Below are 21382 nucleotides of genomic sequence, written 5' to 3'. Positions count from 1 at the left end.
CAGTTTTCGGTCAGCGGCAACAGTTTATTCGCTGCTGTCGCTTATAGGCAGCATCAACGACCGCGCCTGGTGAGCTACTGGAAATGCTAAATCCCGTGTTAGTGGATTCGATAGTGCAAGGCATCGGCGGGTTTGCGCTCAACCTTCCAATAACGGTACGAGCAGGACGGTAAGACAGCATTATGGCTTGTTGAGCGTTGCGGAGCAGCTCGAAAAAAAATAAACCAATCTGCAAAGCAGCCACCAGCTGAAGGTTCGTCACTAGCAAGGGCTGCCCGCCATTCCTTCGCCTAACCCTTAAGCCGTCGGGCATCAAAATGTAGTCCGCGTGAGCTATCGCGTTACGGATATCATCGCGAAAGGTCATTTCGAGAAGCTTCGAAAGCCCAACCATTCCGATCTCTGAGGCTACTTCAGCAAGTCGTCTAAACATAAGGTTGGCATTAGGGCCAATCACTGCACGTGGTTCTTTGCGGATGCGGACCAAGTTCTGGAACGGCCAGAGATTGTAGGGCTTCAACTGAGCAACCTGCATCGTGTTCAGTAGGCCTTCATACACTCCGCCTGCTTCCGATAGCTGAGAGTACAGACATAGGAGCTGCCGGATTTCCGGAATATTTAAGGGCGAACCCTTGTTCGCAAGAGTGTGCAGTTCATGAAAAACCTCGTGGGCGGTCGCGACAGTGTTCCATCCGGCGTCTTGCGCGCCTCGAAACTCCCCAAACAGTGCCGCAGCCACGTCGATCTCATTAATTAGTTGTGTATAGGTGAAGAGATAGCTGAGCTGGGCATTCAGCTCCACACCGTATGCTTTAGGCTCCATCACACATTCCTTGAGATAGTTCGACGAGCGATGATATCGAAGTTTAAACCCTCAACGGTGAGAGTCCACACCCGACATCTGACCTTGTGCATCTGGATTTGCTGCCGTTGATCCAGCCCGGCAGCACCGTACCGCAGACTATTTCTGTTGAATCGACAGTGAGGGCAGGGCCTCAATTTGAATTCTGATTTCGTCCAGTTGACTATCCATCCTGGGAATATTCCCATTCAGCAAAATTTCGACTTGTTGGTTGGTCAGCTCCATATAAAGGCCGTCGGGCTTAAGGTTCATAGTAGCGAGAAGAGCTTGTGCGATTCTCTCCACGACATTTGAGTGCATCAGCGTTACGGCCAAGGCCAGCTTCCATAGTCGATTCTTTATCTCGGCAGGGGAAAAGGTTTCAGGCTCGGTGACGTGATGGATGAGGTGGATAAACTCATGGGACATAGATCTATCGCTGCCGGCCCCAGTATCTGGACCTTCGAAGATTCGGAAAGCCTCCTTTCCGTCGACTTGACCGTTAGACCCTAGGGCCTCACCGATTGCCCCAGCCATCAGAGTTATGGTTCGCCGGGTGGCATATTGCTGAACTGCAAGCAGAGAACCGCAACGCTCTGTTAAATCATGATCCGCTTTACCGTGGTAGCGCTCGGTATCCTGATAATGAATCGAGATCCGTTTTCCAACGAATCCCATAGCTTCGGCGACGGTAAAGTGGGCCGCTTCATGACGAGCAATCTTCAGAAGCTGATCCAGATGCTCGGATGGGTTCATGCTGACTCCTAGCCTATCTATGAAGTTTTTGAATTCGGCTGCAAGGTTGGCTGTTGTTTCGAGTAAAAAGCGGCAGGGGCCATCTGTTTGTTGCTATGGGCAATACTTGCCGACAAATGCGCTGCCGTAGGTCTGATTTGATCGCGCAAGACCATCCGGCTAAGTCCCCTGGAATGGTTTTTTTACGCCGGATGCTTACAAAGTGCTTACAAGTACGTCAGAAACAAAAAAGGCCAACCGCAATGGTTGGCCTAACTTGTTGATTTTATTGGTGGGCCCACACGGACTTGAACCGTGGACCAAAGGATTATGAGTCCTCTGCTCTAACCAACTGAGCTATAGGCCCTCAGTAGGTCGCGGATTATAGCGACGGTTTTGCGACTGTGCTATCCGAAAAAGCCTTTACGGTTGTACGAAGAAACGTTGCGGCAAATTCGTCGGGGGGGAGGGGCAGGCTGACGATGTAGCCCTGGATCTGTTCACAGCCCTCGGCGGCGAGGAATTGCTGTTGCGCCAGGGTCTCGACCCCTTCGGCAATCACGGTGAATTGCATGCTGCGTCCGAGGGCAATAATGGCGCGTACGATCGCTGCGTCGTGGGGATCGTCCGGCAGGCCGCGGACGAAGGACTGGTCGATCTTGAGGATGTCCAGCGGCAGGCGCTTGAGGTAACTCAAGGACGAGTAGCCGGTGCCGAAGTCATCGATGGCCAGTTGCACGCCCAGTTGTTTGAGTTGATGGAGCACCGCCAGCGCTTCTTCGGCCTGGCTCATGATGAAGTTTTCGGTGATTTCCAGTTGCAGGAAGCCGGGATTGAGGCCGTTGTCCTTGAGCAACTGTTCGATGCGGCCCACCAGGTTGGGTTGGCGCAGTTGGGCGCCGGCCAGGTTGACCGACAGCGGGCCGGGACTTTCGTACAGCCTGTGCCATTCGGCCATCTGCCGGCAGGCGGTTTCCAGGACCCAGTCGCCGATTTGCAGGATCATTCCGTTCTCTTCGGCCAGCGGGATGAAGTGTTCCCGCGGTACGTCGCCAAAGGTCGGATGGTGCCAGCGGATCAGGGCCTCGGCGCCGACCAGGCTGTAGTCTTCGAGGCTGATTTTTGGTTGGTAGCACAGGCGCAACTCATTGCGCTCGATGGCGCGGCGCAGTTCGTGTTCCAGCGCCACGCGTTCGCTGGCCTGGGCGGTGAGGTCGCGGGTGTAGCTTTCGACGCGGTTGCGGCCCTTGGCCTTGGAACGGTACATCGCGGCGTCGGCGTTCTTGATCAGTGTGGCAACGTCGCAACCATCTTTCGGATAGAGACTGGTGCCGATGCTGGCGCTGATGAAGAACTCGTGTTCGCCGGCCTGGAATGGCGCGGCGAAACAATTGAGCAGTTTGGTGGCGATGTGCTCGGCATCGCTGGATTGTTGCAGGCCCGGCAGCAGAATAATGAACTCGTCACCCCCCAGGCGCGCCACGGTGTCGATGTCACGCAGCTGCTCCTTGAGGCGTACGGCAATGCCCTTGAGCAGCAGGTCGCCGACCGGGTGGCCGAGGCTGTCGTTGATGTGCTTGAAGCGGTCAAGGTCGAGGAACAGCACCGCGCCCTGTCCGCCGTTTTCCTGTTGGTTGTTGAGCGCCGTCAGCAAGCGGCTTTCGAACAGTGTTCGGTTCGGCAGGCCGGTCAGCGGGTCGTGGTGCGCCTGGTAGTCGAGTTTGGCCTGGGCATGCTTGAGGCTGGAAATGTCAGCGAACACCGCGACAAAGTGGGTGATGAACTTTTCCCGGTTGCGCACAGCACTGATAGTCAGCCAGCTCGGGTACAGCTCGCCATTCTTGCGTCGGTTGGAAATCTCGCCTTGCCAGTGGCCTTCGGCGGTCAATTGATGCCACATGGCTGCGTAGAACGCACTGTCATGCAGGCCCGAGGCGAGCAGGCGTGGCGTGTGGCCCAGAGCTTCGCTTTCGCTATAGCCGGTGATTTCGGTGAACGCACGGTTGACCGCGCTGATGTGCTGTTGGGTATCGGTGATCAATACGCCTTCGGCGGTGCTTTCGAACACGGTGGCGGCCTGTTGCAGCTTTTCCTGCATCAGGTGTCGCTCGGTGATGTCCCGGGCGATGGTCAGCATGCAGTCCTCCTCGCCAATCGGCAGCGGACGGCTGGACACTTCACAGAGGCGGATCTGCCCGTCGCTGCGGCGGATATGGCAACTGAAGTCGCGGACAAAACCGTCGCGGTGCAGAAGGTCGAGCATTTGCTTGCGTTCATTGAGGTTGACCCAGATCCCCAGGTCCAGCGCCGAACGATCCACCGACATGGCGCTATTGAAGCCGGTGATGCGGCTGAAACCGTCGTTGACCTCCAACAGCAAGCCATCGCTTTGCCGCGACAGCAGCAAGCCGTCGGGGGAGGCGTGGAAGGCCTTGGCGAACTTTTCTTCGGATGTTTGCAGCTGTTGCTGGGTTTCCTTGAGCTGGGTGATGTCCCGCACCACGACCACCAGCGCCGGTGTCATGTCGAGGTCGAACGGTTCGGCGGAGATCAGGCCGGTAAACACCAGGCCGTTGCTGCGACGAAAGGGCATTTCCAGGTTGCGGATGCTGCCGGCCTGCAAGCGTTGCAGCAGGCCCGGCCCGACACCGGGAATCCCCCATATGTTCAGGTTGGTGGCGGTCTGGCCAATGACGTCCTCGGCCTTGAGGCCAATTTGCTCTTCGAACGCTTCGTTGACTTCCAGCAGGCAACCGTCGCTCAGGCGCGCGATCACCAGAATGTCCGGGCATTGCTGGAACACGGAGGCGAATTTCTGTTCCGACAGGCGCAGTGCTTCTTCGGTGCGCTTGGCGTCGGTGATGTCGATCATCAACCCACGCATCACCGGTTCATGCCCGTGTTCGATCAGGCTGACGATATCTCGCACCCACAGGCAGCGGCCGTCGGCGGTGATCACCCGGTAATCGAGGCGGTGGTCGCGCCCGGCCAGCACTTCGTGGTCGCAGAAGGTCTGGGCGCGGGTCAGGTCGGCGGGGTGAATGATGTTGCGCCAGAAGCCTGGAATCAGCCAATGGGACAGGGGATAACCGAGAAGGTCTTCGGCGTGGGGCGATACATAGCTGTAGGTGAAGTCAGTGACTTTTGCTTCCCAGGCGATGGCCGACAGGCTCTCCACCAAGCCACGGTAGTGGTATTCGCTGCTGCGCAGTTCCTGTTCAAGGTCGACCCGGCGGGCGATTTCCGAGCTCAAGCGGCGGTTGATGCGGATAACCACCGCCAGCACGATCGTCAGCAGCAGCAATCCGGGTAGGCCATACACCAGCAGGTCATTCCAGAAAGTTCGATGATCAAGGACGTTGCCGACCCAATGCTCCTGGATGGCGCTGATTTCAGCGGGGCTCATGTCCGTCAGGACTTTGTCGAGAATGCCGACCAGCATCTTGTTGTCGCGGGGTACGCCCATGGCCAGTTGATAGCGATAGGGCGTTTCACCGCTGACATACAACCCGTCGAGCTTGAGTTGGCGCAGGCTCCAGACGCTGGAAGCCAGATCGCCTACCACGGCATCCACTTCGTCGGTGGCCAGCGCCCGCAATGCCGAGCTGACGTTGGGCATCGCCACCAGATTCAAGTCGGGATGGTGGGTGCGCAGCAGTTCGTGGGGGGCGTAGTTTTCCACCACAGCGATTTTCAGGCCGTACAGGTCTTTCAGGTTATGGGGCTGGGGGCCCCCGACATGGGCCAGGATGACAATCGGAAAATCCAGATAGGGGCGGGTGAACGACAGGTATTTCTGGCGTTCCGGGGTCGACATGATGCCCGGCAGCAGGTCCAGCTTGCCCTTTTTGGCCTGGTCCAGGACGGCGGTCCAGCTCACCGGTTCGATGGGCGTGAGCCGGGTTGCCAGCCTTTTGCGGATGACCTCGATGTAATCCGCGGCAAGGCCCTGGTAGCGGCCCTCATCGTCACGAAACTCGAAGGGCGGCCACGACGCATCCACACCCAGGCGCAATTCCGGGTGAGCCGCCAGCCAGCTACGTTCTTCGTCTGTGAGAGTCAGCGCGCCAGCCGTTGCGGTCCAGGTCATCAGCGACAGCAAAAAAAGCACGGTCGGCAGTCTGGGCATAACGGTCTCGTTATGGCTCGGGGGAATGTTTCGAGTGTAGACGGCTACAGGGCGGAGGGGGGAAGCGGGGGGATTTAATCTGTACAAAGCAAAACCCCCGGCCTGGGCCGGGGGTTTTGTGATCACTCGTCGAGGAAGGAGCGCAGATGCTCGCTTCTCGTCGGGTGGCGCAGCTTGCGCAGCGCCTTGGCTTCGATCTGACGAATCCGCTCACGGGTCACGTCGAACTGCTTACCAACCTCTTCGAGGGTGTGGTCGGTATTCATGTCGATACCGAAGCGCATGCGCAGTACCTTGGCTTCACGGGCAGTGAGGCCGGACAGCACTTCGCGAGTCGCTTCCTTAAGGCTCTCAACGGTTGCAACATCGATTGGCGACTGCATGGTCGAGTCTTCGATGAAGTCACCCAGATGGGAGTCTTCGTCATCACCGATCGGGGTTTCCATGGAGATCGGCTCTTTAGCGATCTTCAATACCTTGCGGATCTTGTCCTCAGGCATTTCCATGCGTTCGCCCAGCTCTTCCGGGGTCGGTTCGCGACCCATTTCCTGCAACATCTGGCGGGAAATACGGTTGAGTTTGTTGATCGTCTCGATCATGTGCACCGGAATACGGATGGTGCGGGCCTGGTCGGCGATCGAGCGAGTGATCGCCTGACGGATCCACCAGGTGGCATAGGTCGAGAACTTGTAGCCGCGACGGTATTCGAACTTGTCTACCGCTTTCATCAAGCCGATGTTGCCTTCCTGGATCAGATCGAGGAATTGCAGGCCACGGTTGGTGTACTTCTTGGCGATCGAGATCACCAGACGCAAGTTGGCTTCAACCATCTCTTTCTTCGCGCGGCGGGCCTTGGCCTCACCGATCGACATGCGACGGTTGATGTCCTTGATTTCAGCGATGGTCAAACCGGTTTCGGTTTCCAGCGCGGTCAGCTTCTGCTGGCAACGGATGATGTCCGGCTGCAGACGACCAATGGCTTCAGCGTATTTGCCTTTGCCTTTGGCCAGGGCGTCACTCCAGCTTTCGTCGACTTCGTTGCCCGGGAACTGGCGCAGGAAGTCGGCACGCGGCATGCGTGCATCACGAACGCAGAGCTGCATGATTGCGCGCTCTTGCTGACGCAGGCGATCCAGGGCACTGCGAACACGCTCGACCAGGCCTTCGAATTGCTTCGGCACCAGTTTGATCGGCATGAACAGCTCGGCCAGGGCCAACAGCTCGGCAATCGTTGCCTTGTTGTTGCGACCGTGCTTTTTCAGGGCCTTGCGGGTGATTTCCATCTGATCGGCAACGGCGCCAAAACGCTGTGCAGCGATGACCGGATCCGGACCGCTTTCGGCTTCTTCTTCGTCATCGGAAGATTCGGCTTCTTCGTCGTCCTCGGCGTCGTCAGCCTTGGCGGCTTTCGCGTCGATCGGCGGCGGCACTTCTGCCGCAGGCGGCGCGATGCCGTCGTCCGGGTCGATATAACCGCTCAGGACGTCGGACAGGCGGCCACCTTCGGTGGTGACGCGGGTGTACTCGGAGAGAATATGATCAACCGTGCCAGGGAAGTGCGCGATTGCGCTCATCACCTCACGGATGCCCTCTTCAATACGCTTGGCGATTTCGATTTCGCCTTCACGCGTGAGGAGCTCCACCGTACCCATTTCGCGCATGTACATGCGCACCGGGTCGGTAGTGCGACCAATGTCGGTCTCGACCGCAGCCAACGCTGCAGCGGCCTCTTCGGCTGCGGCTTCGTCGGTATCGGCGTCGGCCAGCATAAGGGAATCCTTATCTGGCGCAACCTCGAATACGTTGATCCCCATGTCATTGATCATGCGGATGATGTCTTCCACCTGTTCCGGATCTGAAATATCCTCCGGCAGGTGGTCGTTGACCTCCGCGTAAGTCAGGTAGCCCTGCTCACGACCAAGTGTGATCAACTCTTTAATACGAGACTGCTGTTGCGCTTTTCCGGACATAACACCCTATCCACTGAAGGTCTTGGCGGGCAAAAAACAAGCCGAGGATTATACCTGAGCTATGACCTCACGCGCCAGTTGAGGTCGGGTTTGATGCGGAAACATTGCGACTCAAGAGGTCGCGCAGTTGATTTTTCTCTTCGCTGGTCAATTCGCTTTGACGCGCTTTTCGCAGAAGTTGTTCCAGATTTCGCTCGCGTTGGCGGGCTGACAAGCTAGTAATGGTGTCGAAAAACTGTTGTTCAAGGTTATCTCCATCAATCAGCCATTCCTTTTCCGCCAGGGCCTTGAGCAAACGGCCTTGTTCTGTGCCGTGCCAACGCGCAATCAGTTGAATTGAGTTTAGCTTGGGATTCTTCTGCACAGCTTCGAGCAGCGCCACCAGCAATTGCGTGTTGGTGTGATCCTCGGCGGCGAAGTGCCCGGCATCCTCGACTTTTTCGGCCAGTTGCGGGTGATGCAGCAACGTGCGCAAGGCGGCGAGGGTCGGCGGTTCTACGGCGGCGGGCACCCGTGGCGCGCGGGGTTGATCACGATCGCCACCCCGTTTGCCATTCTTGTCCCACGGTTTCTTGTCCCATTTCTTGCCTCCTGCACCGGGTTTCTTCGGCGTCCATTCCTGCTGCGGCACATACATTTCCTGTGCCTGCGGCTGATGATAGTCGCTGTAATCGGGCATCGCGTCGTAATCGATGCCCGGATCGTAGGCCGGCGGCGCTTCTTGCGGGGCGCTTTGTGCCAGCTGACTCACCGCTTCGCCGCTCAGACCGGTGATTTCGCTCAGGCGCTGACGCATCAGGGTGCGCAGGTTGGCGCCCGGGACTTTGTCGATCAGCGGCGCGGCGAGGGTTGCCATGTGGGCCTTGCCCTCAAGCGAGCGTGGGTCGGCTTCCTCCGTCAGTTGCTGGAAGAAGTAATCGGCCAGAGGCTGTGCGTGCTGGTTGATCCGTGCGCGGAAGGCGTCGGTGCCTTCGGAGCGGACCAGGGTGTCCGGATCCTCGCCTTCGGGCAGGAACAGGAAGCGTGCGCGACGACCGTCCTGCAGGCTCGAAAGAGTCGCCTCCAGCGCCCGCCATGCCGCATTGCGGCCGGCCTGGTCTCCGTCGAAGCAGAACAGCACGTTGGGCACGACGCGAAACAGCCGCTTGAGGTGTTCCTCGCTGGTGGCGGTGCCCAGGGTCGCGACGGCATTGCGCAGGCCTTGCTGGGCCAGGGCAATGACGTCCATGTAGCCCTCGACGACGATGATCTCGTCGAGATTGCGGTTGGTCTTGCGCGCTTCGTACAGGCCGTAGAGTTCCTGGCCCTTATGGAAAACCGGGGTTTCCGGGGAGTTCAGGTACTTCGGTTTGTCGTCGCCCAATACCCGGCCGCCGAAGGCGATGACGCGCCCGCGACTGTCGCGGATCGGAAACATCACGCGGTCGCGGAAGCGGTCGTAACGTTTGCCGCTTTCGGCGTTTTCGATCAGTAGGCCGGCATCGATCATGGCTTTTTGTTGCAGGGTATCGCTGCTCAAGTGTTTGAACAGGTTGTCCCAGCCCGGCGGAGCAAAACCCAGGCCGAAGTCCCGGGCGATTTCGCCGGTCAGCCCGCGACCTTTCAGGTATTCCACGGCGGCCTTGCGCGATGGATGACTTTTCAAGGACTGGCGATAAAAGTCGGCAGCGGCGCTCAGTAGTGGATACAGCGGCGAATCGGTCGGCTGTCGCGGTTTGTGCGGTCGGCCGCTTTCTTCGCGGGGGATTTCCATGCCGGCGGCTTTGGCCAGTTCTTCGACAGCCTGGACGAAATCCAGGTTGTCGTGGTCCATGATGAAGCCGAGGGCGTTGCCGCCAGCGCCGCAGCCGAAGCAGTAATAGAACTGTTTGTCGGGGCTGACGCTGAACGACGGAGTCTTTTCCTTGTGGAACGGGCAGCAGGCGGTGTGGTTCTTGCCGGCCTTTTTCAATTGCAGGCGCGAGCTGACCACATCGACGATGTCGGTGCGGTTCAGAAGGTCGTCAATGAAGCTCTGGGGAATTAGCCCGGCCATGGCGTTCTCGTCATCTGCGCTGAAAGGATCCCGTAACGTACGGCGACGAACGGCGGTCATTGTTTGAGGCGCGCAAAGTGTGCGGCTCGACCAGTGTCGTCTGCGTAATCGTTGTCGGGAAGTGTATCTGCCGAAAATCCACTGACGTTAATGCCAATCAGTATTCGACTGTTTGAATGTGTTGCGCTGAATCCGCTGCGGCCAATCATAGGCCTCGGATAGCTCATCAACTGGCACGCAAGCAGGTGCCTTGGGCTGATCGTCGTGAGAGGAATCAGTGGGTGTGCTCGTCAGTAGCCTTGAAAGGCTCGTCAGAAAAGACGTGCACCGCTGGCAAAAGAGCCAGGTCTGACGCGGTGAAGCAGATTTGTCTCGGTCGCGTCTGCGGCTTTGACAGTGAAGCATCAAGCGTTTTACGCAAATGCCATAAGCCCGGCTGAGGGCCGGGCTTGGCAGAAGCTTGCTACGATCGTCTGTGTATTAGTACAGACGAACGGCGCGGCGCTGTTCGCGCTGAACTTTCTTGGCGTGACGCTTAACAGCGGCTGCTGCTTTGCGCTTACGCTCAGAAGTTGGCTTCTCGTAAAATTCGCGGCTACGAACTTCAGCCAGTACACCGGCTTTTTCGCAGGAGCGCTTGAAACGACGCAGAGCTACGTCGAAGGGTTCGTTCTCTTTTACTTTGACGGCTGGCATCCAGAGCTACCTTCATTCATTACCGGGGTCAACATCCTCGCGGCAAAAGAGCACTTGAAGACGTCGGTTTTTAAGGGTTGCGGATGTTAACCCCTCATCGCTCGGAATGCAAAGCCTCTGATCGAAAACCGCTGGTCGGGGCATCACGCGACGACTATTATGCGCGCCTTCGAATTCAGCCTAAACAAGGCGCAAACCCATGCTAGTACTGGGATTAGAAACCTCCTGCGACGAAACTGGTGTCGCATTATATGACAGTGAACGCGGCCTGCTGGCCGACGCGTTGTTCAGTCAGATCGACCTGCACCGCGCCTATGGTGGCGTGGTGCCGGAACTGGCTTCGCGCGATCACGTCAAACGCATGCTGCCCTTGATTCGTCAGGTGTTGGCCGAGGCCGACTGCGTGCCGACCGAGATCGATGCGATCGCCTACACCGCGGGTCCTGGCCTGGTCGGTGCGTTGCTGGTGGGGGCTTCATGCGCCCAGGCGCTGGCCTTTGCCTGGGGCATTCCGGCCCTTGGCGTGCATCACATGGAAGGCCACTTGCTGGCGCCGATGCTGGAGTCGCAACCGCCGGAATTTCCGTTCGTCGCTTTGTTGGTGTCGGGTGGTCATACGCAGCTGGTTCAGGTCGACGGGATTGGTCAGTACACGCTGTTGGGCGAGACCCTGGACGATGCTGCCGGTGAAGCTTTTGACAAAACCGCGAAAATGATGGGACTCAATTATCCGGGCGGTCCGGAAATTGCGCGCCTGGCCGAGCAAGGTGTTGCGGGACGATTCACTTTCCCGCGCCCAATGTGCGACCGCCCGGGTCTGGCATTCAGCTTCAGTGGCTTGAAAACCTTCGCCTTGAACACCTGGCAGCAGAGCGTCAGCGCCGGGGACGACAGCGAGCAAGTCCGTTGCGACATCTCTCTGGCGTTCCAGCAGGCCGTGGTGGAGACTTTGACCATCAAGTGCAAGCGAGCCCTCAAGCAAGCGGGCATGAAGCGTCTGGTGATTGCTGGGGGCGTCAGCGCCAACAAGGCACTGCGAACCTCGCTGGAGAAAATGCTCGGCGACTTGAAGGGCGATGTGTTCTACGCCCGTCCGGAGTTCTGCACCGACAATGGCGCGATGATCGCGTTCGCCGGCTGCCAGCGCTTGCAGGCCGGTCAGCAGGAAAGTCTGGCGATCAGCGTGCAGGCGCGTTGGCCGATGGAGCAGTTGTCGGCGCTGTGATGAGCGGTGCTCATGCCAAGTCTTTAAAAATGCCGTTCGCGCCCGGCAAACAGGTCGCGTAGATTGCCGCGATGACGCCAGACAATCAGCCCGGTGAGCGTGCTCATGGGCAGCAGTGCGGCTGGTTCCTGCCAGGCCAGTAGCGGCAGGGTCAGCGGTGTGGCGATGAGGGCGGCCAGGGAGCTGGTGCGGGTCAGGTAGAACGTCAAGAGCCAGGCGCAGACCGCCAGAAGGGCGGCGGGCGGGTATAGTCCCAGCAACATGCCGGCAGCGGTGGCGACACCTTTGCCGCCGCGAAAGCGAAAGTACAGCGGAAACAGATGGCCGATGACGGCATAGACGCCGATCCAGGCCTGTTCCTGCTGCGAAAGGCCCGCAAGACGCGCAATCAGTACTGGCAGTAGGCCTTTGCAAAGGTCACCCAGCAGGGTCAGGATGGCGAGTTTCTTGCCGGCCAGGCGCAACATGTTGGTGGCACCGGCATTGCCCGAGCCACTCATTCGCGGATCGGGGTTGCCGGTCAGGCGGCTGAGCAAAATGGCAAAGGACAGAGAGCCGAGCAGGTAGGCGAGGATCGCCAATAACCAAAACATGCTAACTATTCCGGGCGAGGAAGCCCTGATTCTAACGGCGCATTGCGCCCTTGTCGTGTAGCGGAGAGAAGTGCTTGGACAGAGTGTTTATCGAGGGCCTGGAAGTCGACACGGTGATTGGTGCCTACGACTGGGAACGAGGCATCCGACAGTGCTTGCGTCTTGATCTGAGCTTCGCCTGGGATAATCGCCCGGCCGCAGCCGGTGATGACCTGACCCTGGCGCTCGACTACGCCAGTGTTTCCTCGCGTATCCAGGTGTTTGCCGAGCAGGCGCAATTCCAGCTGGTGGAAACCTTTGCCGAGCGCCTGGTTGAAGTGCTGATGAGCGAATTCAACATCACCTGGATGCGCCTGAAGCTGACCAAGCCCGGCGCCGTCCCGGCTGCCACTGGCGGTGTGGGCGTGGAGATCGAGCGCGGATGTCGCTGACTCAGGTGTATCTCGGGCTCGGTAGCAATATCGAGCGTGAAGCCCATTTGCGGGCGGGGCTCGATGCTTTGGCGGCGTTCCTTGTCGATATCCGCTGTTCGGCGGTGTTCGAAAGCCAGCCGGTTGGCATCAAGAGCGGGCCGTTCTTCAATTTCGTGGTGTCGGCGTATACCGATCTGCCGCTGATGGAGCTTGATCGTCGACTGAAGTTCATCGAGGCGGATAACGGTCGTTATGCGCCGGATCGCCGAGGTTTGCCGCTGGATATCGACGTGTTGTTGTTCGGTGACCTGGTGGGCAACTTCGATGGCCTGGTCTTGCCGCGGGCAGAAATTCTGAAAAATGCTTTTGTTCTGTGGCCGTTGTCGTTGATAGCGCCGGATCGGGTGCATCCGGGTGTAGGCAAGAGCTTTGCGACACTGTGGGGTGAAGCGCAGATTGATCAGGTGTTGGCGCCGGTGGTTTTCGAGTGGCGTGGTGAGCAACTGACACCTTCTAATTTGTTGTGACAGTGATGACGCCTTCGCGGGCAAGCCCGCTCCCGCAGGGATCGCATCGTACCTGTGGGAGCGGGCTTGCTCCGGGCGGCGTTCCGACGAAGCTTTTCAGGCAGACGCCGCCTCTTTGTAAGCCTTCAAAGCCTTCAGCCGCTCACGCTTGATCTCCTCCCCCAGCTCCGGCCCCTTGAAGCCTTTCTCCAGCAACGGCTGAACCGCCACGCTACGAGCAGCAGTTGCCGCGCCACGTAAATAATCCGCCTGTGGATAACTTCTTTCCTCAAGCCCTTTGCGCCCGCGCGCATCCATCTCGCATGCCGCGATGAACTCCTCGAACCGCTGTGGTCGACGGAAAACGTCGAAGCTTTGCAGCAGTTCCAGCAGTGTCGATGGCTTCAGCTCATGGGCGCGATGCCCGTGGGTGTGATACTCGCCCACCAACAGAGACAGTTCCTGGCAGTCCCTCGGTACCTTGAAACGTTCATTGACCGCTTTGATCAGTTTCAAGCCCTTGAACTCGTGGGCAATGTGTCGCGGCCATTCCTCCTCTGGCGTCAGGCCCTTGCCCAGGTCATGCAGCAGGCAGGCCCAGCGCACGGTCAGCGGCTGTTTGTGCAATGCTGCTTGCTGCAAAACGCTCAGGGTATGCGCGCCAGTATCGATTTCCGGGTGGTGGGCTGGTGGTTGTGGAACGCCAAACAGTGCGTCGACCTCTGGCATCAGTACCTTGAGTGCGTCGCATGCGCGCAAAACCTCAACGAATACCTGTGGCTGATCTTCCATCAGGGCGCGGGAAATTTCTTTCCAGCTGCGCTCCGGGGTCAGCGCCTCAAGTTCGCCTGACTCGCTGAGTTGGCGCATCAGTTCCAGGGTTTCCGGGGCAACGGTAAAGCCCAGCGCCGCATAACGCGCCGCAAAGCGGGCAACACGCAGGACCCGGAGCGGATCTTCGGCAAATGCCGGGGAAACATGACGCAGCAGGCGTGCTTCGAGATCGCGCTGGCCATGGTATGGGTCGGTCAGGTTCTGCTGATCGTCTTCGGCCATGGCATTAATGGTCAGGTCGCGACGAATCAAGTCTTCTTCGAGGGTGACTTCAGGGCTGGCGTGAAAAGTGAACCCGCCATATCCGCGCCCGCTTTTGCGTTCGGTGCGGGCGAGGGCGTATTCCTCACCGGTTTTGGGGTGAAGAAACACCGGGAAATCCGCGCCTACCGGGCGAAAGCCCTTGGCGAGCATTTCTTCGGTTGTGGCACCCACCACGACCCGGTCGATGTCGGTGACAGGGATACCCAGCAGGCGATCGCGTACCGCACCGCCGACTTTATAAATCCGCATAAAAAACCTCCGTTAGCTCGACAGGATAACCGTTGCGTCGAACTTTCGGAGGCCAAAACTGGTTCAAAGATGGATGACAGCCAGATCCAGGCGGCCGTAATCGCCTTCACTGTGCTCGCTTCTTGGTGGTACGTGGTGGGTTTTCATGATCTGGTCACCTTGCAGGGTTTCCAGGTGAATGTCGAAGCCCCAGAGGCGATGCAAGTGCTTGAGCACTTCCTCGGTGGACTCTCCCAGCGGTTTGCGGTCGTGTTGCTGGTGACGCAGGGTCAGGGAGCGGTCGCCGCGTCGGTCAATGCTGTAGATCTGTATGTTGGGCTCGCGATTGCCCAGGTTGTACTGCGCCGCCAGGGTTTCACGGATGATGCGATAACCGCCTTCGTCGTGGATGGCCGGAACCAGTAGATCGTCCTTCTGATCGTCATCGAGAATGCTGAACAGCTTCAGGTCACGGATCACCTTGGGTGACAGGTACTGCAGGATGAAGCTCTCATCCTTGAAACTGCTCATGGCGAACTTGATGGCTGCCAGCCAGTCGGTACCGGCAATGTCCGGGAACCAGCGGTAATCTTCTTCTGTAGGTTCCTCGCACATGCGACGTATGTCGCGATACATGGCAAAACCCAAGGTATAGGGGTTGATGCCGCTGTAGTAAGGGCTGTCGAAACCAGGCTGGAACACCACACTCGTGTGGGACGTCAGGAACTCCATCATGAAGCCGTCGGTGACCAGGCCCTCGTCGTACAGGTCGTTCATCAGGGTGTAGTGCCAGAACGTGGCCCAACCCTCGTTCATCACCTGGGTCTGGCGCTGTGGATAAAAATACTGGGCGATCTTGCGCACGATGCGCACGATTTCCCGTTGCCATGGTTCCAGCAGCGGCGCATGTTTTTCGATGAAGTACAGGATGTTTTCCTGAGGTTCGGCGGGGAAGCGTGCGTTGTCCTTGTCGCTGTATTTGTCCGCGCCTTTGGGAATGGTGCGCCACAGATCGTTTATCTGTTTCTGTAAATGCTCTTCCCGGTCCTTTTGCCGGCGACGTTCTTCTTCCGCGGAAATCGGATAAGGGCGTTTGTAGCGGTCGACACCATAGTTCATCAGCGCATGGCAGGAGTCGAGCAGGTCCTCGACCGCATCGATGCCGTGGCGTTCTTCGCACTGCATGATGTACTGCTTGGCAAACACCAGGTAATCGATGATCGAACTGGCGTCGGTCCAGGTACGGAACAGGTAATTGCCTTTGAAAAAGCTGTTGTGCCCGTAGCAGGCGTGGGCCACTACCAGCGCCTGCATGCAGATGGTGTTTTCTTCCATCAGGTAAGCGATGCATGGGTCGGAGTTGATCACGATCTCGTAAGCCAGCCCCATCTGGCCACGGGTGTAGGACTTTTCGGTGCTGAGGAAGTGCTTGCCGTAGGACCAGTGGTGATAACCCAGCGGCATACCGACCGAGGCGTAGGCGTCCATCATCTGTTCGGCGGTGATCACTTCGATCTGGTTGGGGTACGTATCGAGGGCGTAACCCGCCGCAATACGACTGATTTCGCGGTCGTATGCCTGGATCAGCTCGAACGTCCATTCGGAGCCGGTGGAAATGGGTTGGCGCTTCTGCTCTTTGGCGGTCATGTCACTAACCTGCGCTGGAAGAGTTCACGGAAGACCGGATAGATATCCCCGGCCGAGACCAGTTGTTGCTGGGCAAACGTGTCGGAAAAGGCTTCGGCGATACGCTCGTATTCGAACCACAGGGCCTGGTGTTCGCGCGGGGTGATCTCAACGTAAGTGTAGTACTGCACGAATGGCATGATCTGGTTGATCAGGATGTCGCGGCAGATCGGAGAGTCGTCGTTCCAGTTGTCACCATCGGAGGCCTGGGCGGCGTAGATGTTCCACTCGTTGCTCGGATAGCGCTCGGCCATGATCTCCTGCATGAGTTTCAAGGCGCTGGAGACGATGGTGCCGCCGGTTTCCCGGGAGTAGAAAAACTCCTCTTCATCCACTTCGCGGGCGCTGGTGTGATGGCGGATGAACACGACGTCGATCTTTTCGTAGTTCCGCTTGAGAAACAGGTACAGCAGGATAAAGAAGCGTTTGGCGATGTCCTTGGTCGCCTGGGTCATCGAGCCGGACACGTCCATCAGGCAGAACATCACAGCTTTGGAACTGGGGTTGGGTTGCTTGATGAGCAGGTTGTACTTGAGGTCGAATGTGTCGAGAAACGGTATGCGGTGAATGCGCGCGCTGAGTTTTTCGATTTCGGCTTCTATTTCCTGAATATCGCCGAAGTTGTCCGGTTCTTCCTGCTTGAGTCGCAGAAGTTCTTCCTTGGCTTCGCGCAGTTTTGCCCGACTGCTGCCGGACAGGGCGATCCGCCGGGCGTGGGCTGAGCGCAGGGTACGGATGATGTTGATCCGCGACGGGTTGCCCTCGTTGCTGATCCCGGCCCGCACGGTCTTGAAAGTGTCGGTACCGGTCAGGTTACGCTTGACCAGGTTGGGCAGTTCGAGGTCCTCGAACATGAATTCGAGAAATTCTTCCTGGGTGATCTGGAAGACGAATTCGTCCATCCCTTCGCCGGAATTGCCAGCCTTGCCGGGGCCTCGACCACCACCGCCTCCCGGTGGACGGGCGATATGTTCGCCACTGGTGAATTCCTTGTTGCCCGGGTGCACGACCGTCTGCTTGCCACCGCGACCGTGGTGAAGCACCGGCTCGTCGATGTCGCGACCGGGAATGCTGATTTGTTCGCCGTGTTCCATATCGGTAATGGAGCGCCGGCTGACCGCCTCTTCGACGGCCTTTTTGATGTGATCACGGTAGCGCCGCAGAAACCGCTGGCGGTTCACCGTGCTTTTGTTCTTGCCATTGAGACGTCGGTCGATCACATAGCTCATAGGGAGCCCTCCGGGCAGCTACAAGTTACAAGCTTCAAGCTACAAGCTCGAAGCTTTCAAAGCAAACAGGAGCCACCAACAGCCTCAAGCGCCCGTACGGTGTGCTTGAGGCTTGTAGCTTGCCGCTTGCAGCTGCCTTACTGCGATTTTCTGACCCGCAGGTACCACTCGGACAGCAGTCGCACCTGTTTGTCGGTGTAGCCCCGCTCGACCATCCGTGTGACGAAGTCGTTGTGTTTCTGCTGGTCCTCTTTGCTGGCCTTGGCATTGAAGCTGATGACTGGCAGCAGGTCCTCGGTGTTGGAGAACATTTTCTTCTCGATGACCACCCGCAGTTTTTCGTAGCTGAGCCAGGTCGGGTTCTTGCCGTTGTTGTTGGCCCGGGCACGCAGGACGAAGTTGACGATTTCGTTGCGGAAATCTTTCGGATTGCTGATGCCGGCCGGTTTCTCGATTTTCTCCAGTTCTTCGTTCAACGCTACGCGGTTGAGGATCTCGCCGGTTTCCGGGTCGCGGTATTCCTGGTCCTGGATCCAGAAGTCGGCGTACAGCACATAACGATCGAAGATGTTCTGGCCGTACTCGCTGTAGGACTCGAGGTAGGCGGTCTGGATCTCCTTGCCGATGAATTCGATGTAGCGCGGCGCCAGGTACTCCTTGAGGAAGCGCAGATAGCGTTCGCGGGTCTCCGCCTGGAACTGTTCCTGTTCGATCTGTTGTTCCAGCACGTAGAGCAAATGCACCGGGTTGGCGGCAATTTCGTGTGGATCGAAGTTGAATACCTTCGACAGGATCTTGAACGCGAAGCGGGTGGAAAGACCGTTCATGCCTTCGTCGACACCGGCGTTGTCGCGGTATTCCTGGATCGACTTGGCTTTCGGATCGGTGTCCTTGAGGTTTTCGCCGTCGTACACGCGCATCTTCGAGTAGATGTTGGAGTTTTCCGGCTCCTTGAGGCGCGAGAGCACGGTGAACTGGGCCAGCATCTTCAGGGTATCCGGCGCGCAATGCGCCTTGGCCAGCGAACTGTTGAACAGCAGCTTGTCGTAGATCTTCACTTCGTCACTGACCCGCAGGCAGTACGGCACTTTGACGATGTAGATCCGGTCGATGAAGGCTTCATTGTTCTTGTTGTTGCGGAAGGTATGCCACTCCGATTCGTTGGAGTGGGCCAGCAGGATCCCGGTGAACGGAATCGCCCCCAGACCTTCGGTGCTGTTGTAGTTGCCTTCCTGGGTAGCCGTTAGCAATGGGTGCAGCACCTTGATCGGTGCCTTGAACATTTCGACGAATTCCATCAGGCCCTGGTTGGACCGGCACAGTGCGCCCGAGTAGCTGTAGGCGTCGGCATCGTTCTGTGGGAATTCTTCCAGTTTGCGGATATCGACCTTACCCACCAGTGCCGAGATGTCCTGGTTGTTTTCATCACCAGGTTCGGTCTTGGCCACGGCGATCTGGTTGAGGATCGACGGATAGAGTTTCACCACGCGGAACTGACTGATGTCGCCACCGAATTCGGCCAGGCGCTTGGTCGCCCATGGCGACATGATGGTGTTGAGGTAGCGCCGTGGAATGCCGAAGTCTTCCTCGAGGATCGCTCCATCTTCAGTGGAGTTGAACAGACCCAGGGGTGACTCGAAAACCGGCGAGCCCTTGATGGCATAGAAGGGCACTTTTTCCATCAGTTGCTTGAGCTTCTCGGCCAGGGACGATTTACCGCCACCGACTGGGCCGAGCAGGTAAAGGATCTGTTTCTTCTCTTCCAGGCCCTGAGCGGCATGGCGGAAATACGACACGATCTGGTCAATGCATTCTTCCATCCCGTGGAAGTCTTCAAAGGCCGGATAGCGGCGGATGACCTTGTTGGAGAAGATGCGCGACAGTCTCGAGTTGGTCGAGGTGTCGAGCAGTTCCGGTTCACCGATGGCCAGCAGCAGACGCTCGGCGGCGGAAGCGTAGGCGCTACGGTCTTTTTTGCACAGTTCCAGATACTCTTGCAGAGAGAGTTCTTCCTGGCGTGTGGACTCGAAGCGTTGTTGGAAGTGGCTAAAGATACTCATGACGTCACCTCGCTCGATACGTGGAGCCGACGCCGGATCACTCAGTCGATGCTGGCAGCAACCGAACAGGCGATTGCTGTTTACCCCCCAGAACTCTCCCGGAGCTGACTACTCCGAAAGCTACTCCCGATGACCCGTGCGCCGGTGTACCGGCTCTCCCCTGTTTTGGATGGCCTGGGCTTAAGGATAGTTGGGAATTCGGGAGGTAAAGGCGAGATACGTAATTAGTTGTGGCAGACCGTTCGTCTGCCACCGCGCCAGCCCGCGGGAGCCGGGGCTTGCAATGTTACAAAAAAATTATTCAGTGGCGCCTTGCGCCGTTTCCGCAGGATACGTCGTACGCCACAACTCGAATCCGCCATCCATGCTGTAGACGTCGGAGAAGCCCTGGCTGATCAGGTAGGCGGCAGCGCCCTGGCTGGAATTGCCGTGATAGCAGACTACCACGGTCGGTGCATCGAGGTCGGCGCCCTGGATGAAGGCGTGCAGGGAATGGTTGTCCAGATGCTTCGAGCCTGCGATGTGCAGGGCGGCAAAAGTGGCCGGGTCGCGGACGTCGACCACCACTGCGCCTTGTTCGCGCAGGGCCTGGGCCTGTTCCGGGGGGATACGTTTGAATTCGCTCATGGCGGGTTCCTGTGGCTCGGCTGAATGGGCAGTCTAGCGCGGGGCGCCGGCTGACGATGTTTGGGGAATGGATAAGGCGACTGGCGGCACGGCATGACCGTGTTCGTCGCATTTGCAGGACAGGCGCTCACCGCTGTCGACGTTCATCAGAGTCAGGGCGCCGCCCCAGACGCAACCGGTGTCGAGGGCAGAGATACCCGGTTCGTCGCACTTTCCTTCCAGTGCCGCCCAGTGACCGAAGATGATTTTCAGATCCCTGGTCTTGCGTTCCTTGTGCTGGAACCAGGGCTTGTAGCCTGGCGGCGCGCTATCGAGGCCTTCCTTGCTCTTGAGATCGAGTTTTCCTTCGGCGGTGCAAAAACGCATCCGGGTGAAATAGTTGGTGATCACCCGCAGGCGCGTCACGCCTTTGAGGTCGCTGTCCCACTTCGCCGGATCGTTGCCGTACATGCCATCGAGATAGGGCGGCAACAGGTTGTCGTCGCGCAAGGCGGTCTCGACTTCGGCGGCACATTTCAAGGCTTTGCGCAGCGACCATTGCGGTGGAATGCCGGCATGGACCAGTGCAACGTTGCGCTGTTCGTCGTAGTGCATGAGCTTTTGCTGGCGCACCCATTCGAGCAGTTCGGCGCTATCCGGCGCTTCGATGATCTCGCGCAGGGTATCGGACTTCTTCAGGCGTTCGATGTTGCGTCCGGCCGCCAACAGGTGCAGGTCGTGGTTGCCGAGTACGCACACCAGCGATTCGCGAATGCTGTAGAGGAAGCGCAAGGTTTCCAGCGACTGCGGGCCGCGATTGACCAGGTCGCCCACCAGCCACAGACGATCCCGTAATGGGTCGAACGTCACTTGTTTGAGCAGGCATTGCAGGGCTTGAAGACAACCTTGCAGGTCACCGACAGCGTACGTTGCCATCAGTGCAGGGCTCCGGGTACCGCCAGGCGGAAGGGCGCGATGATGGCATCGAAATGTTTGCCGTCGTCGGACAGCATCTGATAGGTGCCTTGCATGGTGCCGACCTTGGTGGTCATGACCGTGCCGCTGCTGTAGGTGTGGCTCTTGCCGGGGTCGATCAGCGGCTGCTGGCCCACCACGCCTGCGCCGCGCACTTCTTCGACATGCCCGTCACCATCGGTGATGACCCAGTGCCGTGAAAGCAGTTTGGCGGGCATTTCGCCATTATTTTGCACGGTGATGGTGTAGGCGAAGGCAAAGCGGTCGTGCTCGGGTTGCGATTGTTCTGCCAGATAGCGGGTGACGACGCTGACGTCGACCTGATAACGAGGATCGGACATGCAAGGGGCCTTAAAA

At 58.3% G+C, this 21382-nt stretch carries 17 protein-coding genes and 1 tRNA gene; 3 read left to right on the top strand and 15 right to left on the bottom strand.

Annotated elements, in window-relative coordinates:
- Window positions 1-10 precede the first annotated feature (10 nt).
- From AC3IX1_RS26110 to rpsU, 7 genes are all read right to left on the bottom strand, one after another.
- Complete coding sequence (locus AC3IX1_RS26110; protein ID WP_489386305.1) at window positions 11-823, bottom strand: hypothetical protein; 813 nt, start codon at window positions 821-823, stop codon at window positions 11-13.
- A 138-nt stretch (window positions 824-961) separates the two neighbouring features.
- On the bottom strand, window positions 962-1597 hold the full coding sequence (locus AC3IX1_RS26105; RefSeq protein WP_489386304.1) for a hypothetical protein: 636 nt from the start codon (window positions 1595-1597) through the stop codon (window positions 962-964).
- Window positions 1598-1866: 269 nt separating this feature from the next.
- Window positions 1867-1943: transfer RNA gene (locus AC3IX1_RS26100), tRNA-Ile, on the bottom strand.
- 15 nt (window positions 1944-1958) lie between these two features.
- Window positions 1959-5705: a bifunctional diguanylate cyclase/phosphodiesterase gene (locus AC3IX1_RS26095; RefSeq protein WP_489386303.1), complete on the bottom strand. Its 3747-nt coding sequence runs from the start codon at window positions 5703-5705 to the stop codon at window positions 1959-1961.
- A 122-nt stretch (window positions 5706-5827) separates the two neighbouring features.
- Complete coding sequence (gene rpoD / locus AC3IX1_RS26090; RefSeq protein WP_489386302.1) at window positions 5828-7675, bottom strand: RNA polymerase sigma factor RpoD; 1848 nt, start codon at window positions 7673-7675, stop codon at window positions 5828-5830.
- Between the two features lie 67 nt (window positions 7676-7742).
- Entirely contained in the window at window positions 7743-9710 is a 1968-nt protein-coding gene (gene dnaG / locus AC3IX1_RS26085) for a DNA primase (protein ID WP_489386301.1), read from the bottom strand.
- A 480-nt stretch (window positions 9711-10190) separates the two neighbouring features.
- On the bottom strand, window positions 10191-10406 hold the full coding sequence (gene rpsU, locus AC3IX1_RS26080; RefSeq protein ID WP_002551877.1) for a 30S ribosomal protein S21: 216 nt from the start codon (window positions 10404-10406) through the stop codon (window positions 10191-10193).
- A 199-nt stretch (window positions 10407-10605) separates the two neighbouring features.
- Here rpsU and tsaD point away from each other — a divergent pair, with 199 nt between their 5' ends.
- Entirely contained in the window at window positions 10606-11631 is a 1026-nt protein-coding gene (gene tsaD / locus AC3IX1_RS26075; protein WP_489386300.1) for a tRNA (adenosine(37)-N6)-threonylcarbamoyltransferase complex transferase subunit TsaD, read from the top strand.
- 23 nt (window positions 11632-11654) lie between these two features.
- Here the strand turns inward: tsaD and plsY are convergent, their stop codons facing one another.
- Window positions 11655-12224 carry a glycerol-3-phosphate 1-O-acyltransferase PlsY gene (gene plsY / locus AC3IX1_RS26070; protein WP_007993197.1) on the bottom strand — a complete coding sequence of 190 codons (570 nt, stop codon included), beginning with the start codon at window positions 12222-12224 and terminating at the stop codon, window positions 11655-11657.
- Between the two features lie 74 nt (window positions 12225-12298).
- On the opposite strand from plsY, the gene folB reads away from it, so the two are divergent.
- Complete coding sequence (folB, locus tag AC3IX1_RS26065) at window positions 12299-12655, top strand: dihydroneopterin aldolase (protein WP_489386299.1); 357 nt, start codon at window positions 12299-12301, stop codon at window positions 12653-12655.
- Window positions 12646-13164 carry a 2-amino-4-hydroxy-6-hydroxymethyldihydropteridine diphosphokinase gene (folK, locus tag AC3IX1_RS26060; RefSeq protein WP_489386298.1) on the top strand — a complete coding sequence of 173 codons (519 nt, stop codon included), beginning with the start codon at window positions 12646-12648 and terminating at the stop codon, window positions 13162-13164. The genes folB and folK overlap by 10 nt, the downstream gene beginning before the upstream one ends.
- A 96-nt stretch (window positions 13165-13260) precedes the next feature.
- On the opposite strand, the gene AC3IX1_RS26055 is transcribed toward folK, so the two are convergent.
- From AC3IX1_RS26055 to apaG, 7 genes are all read right to left on the bottom strand, one after another.
- Window positions 13261-14490 carry a multifunctional CCA addition/repair protein gene (locus tag AC3IX1_RS26055; protein WP_489386297.1) on the bottom strand — a complete coding sequence of 410 codons (1230 nt, stop codon included), beginning with the start codon at window positions 14488-14490 and terminating at the stop codon, window positions 13261-13263.
- A gap of 63 nt (window positions 14491-14553) precedes the next feature.
- The gene (locus AC3IX1_RS26050) at window positions 14554-16116 is read right to left on the bottom strand and encodes a SpoVR family protein (RefSeq protein ID WP_489386296.1); all 1563 of its coding nucleotides are present in this window, start codon (window positions 16114-16116) and stop codon (window positions 14554-14556) included.
- Window positions 16113-17384: a YeaH/YhbH family protein gene (locus AC3IX1_RS26045; protein WP_007993202.1), complete on the bottom strand. Its 1272-nt coding sequence runs from the start codon at window positions 17382-17384 to the stop codon at window positions 16113-16115. The genes AC3IX1_RS26050 and AC3IX1_RS26045 overlap by 4 nt, the downstream gene beginning before the upstream one ends.
- 137 nt (window positions 17385-17521) lie before the next feature.
- Complete coding sequence (locus tag AC3IX1_RS26040) at window positions 17522-19444, bottom strand: PrkA family serine protein kinase (RefSeq protein WP_007982655.1); 1923 nt, start codon at window positions 19442-19444, stop codon at window positions 17522-17524.
- 297 nt (window positions 19445-19741) lie between these two features.
- Entirely contained in the window at window positions 19742-20071 is a 330-nt protein-coding gene (gene glpE, locus AC3IX1_RS26035; protein WP_489386295.1) for a thiosulfate sulfurtransferase GlpE, read from the bottom strand.
- A 33-nt stretch (window positions 20072-20104) separates the two neighbouring features.
- Complete coding sequence (locus AC3IX1_RS26030) at window positions 20105-20986, bottom strand: symmetrical bis(5'-nucleosyl)-tetraphosphatase (protein ID WP_489386294.1); 882 nt, start codon at window positions 20984-20986, stop codon at window positions 20105-20107.
- On the bottom strand, window positions 20986-21366 hold the full coding sequence (apaG, locus tag AC3IX1_RS26025; RefSeq protein ID WP_007980214.1) for a Co2+/Mg2+ efflux protein ApaG: 381 nt from the start codon (window positions 21364-21366) through the stop codon (window positions 20986-20988). Before apaG ends, AC3IX1_RS26030 begins: the two co-directional genes overlap by 1 nt.
- Between the last annotated feature and the right edge of the window lie 16 nt (window positions 21367-21382).

The sequence above is a fragment of the Pseudomonas sp. KH_046_2 genome (genome assembly GCF_057838985.1).
This window is presented reverse-complemented; position numbering and strand designations above follow the sequence as displayed.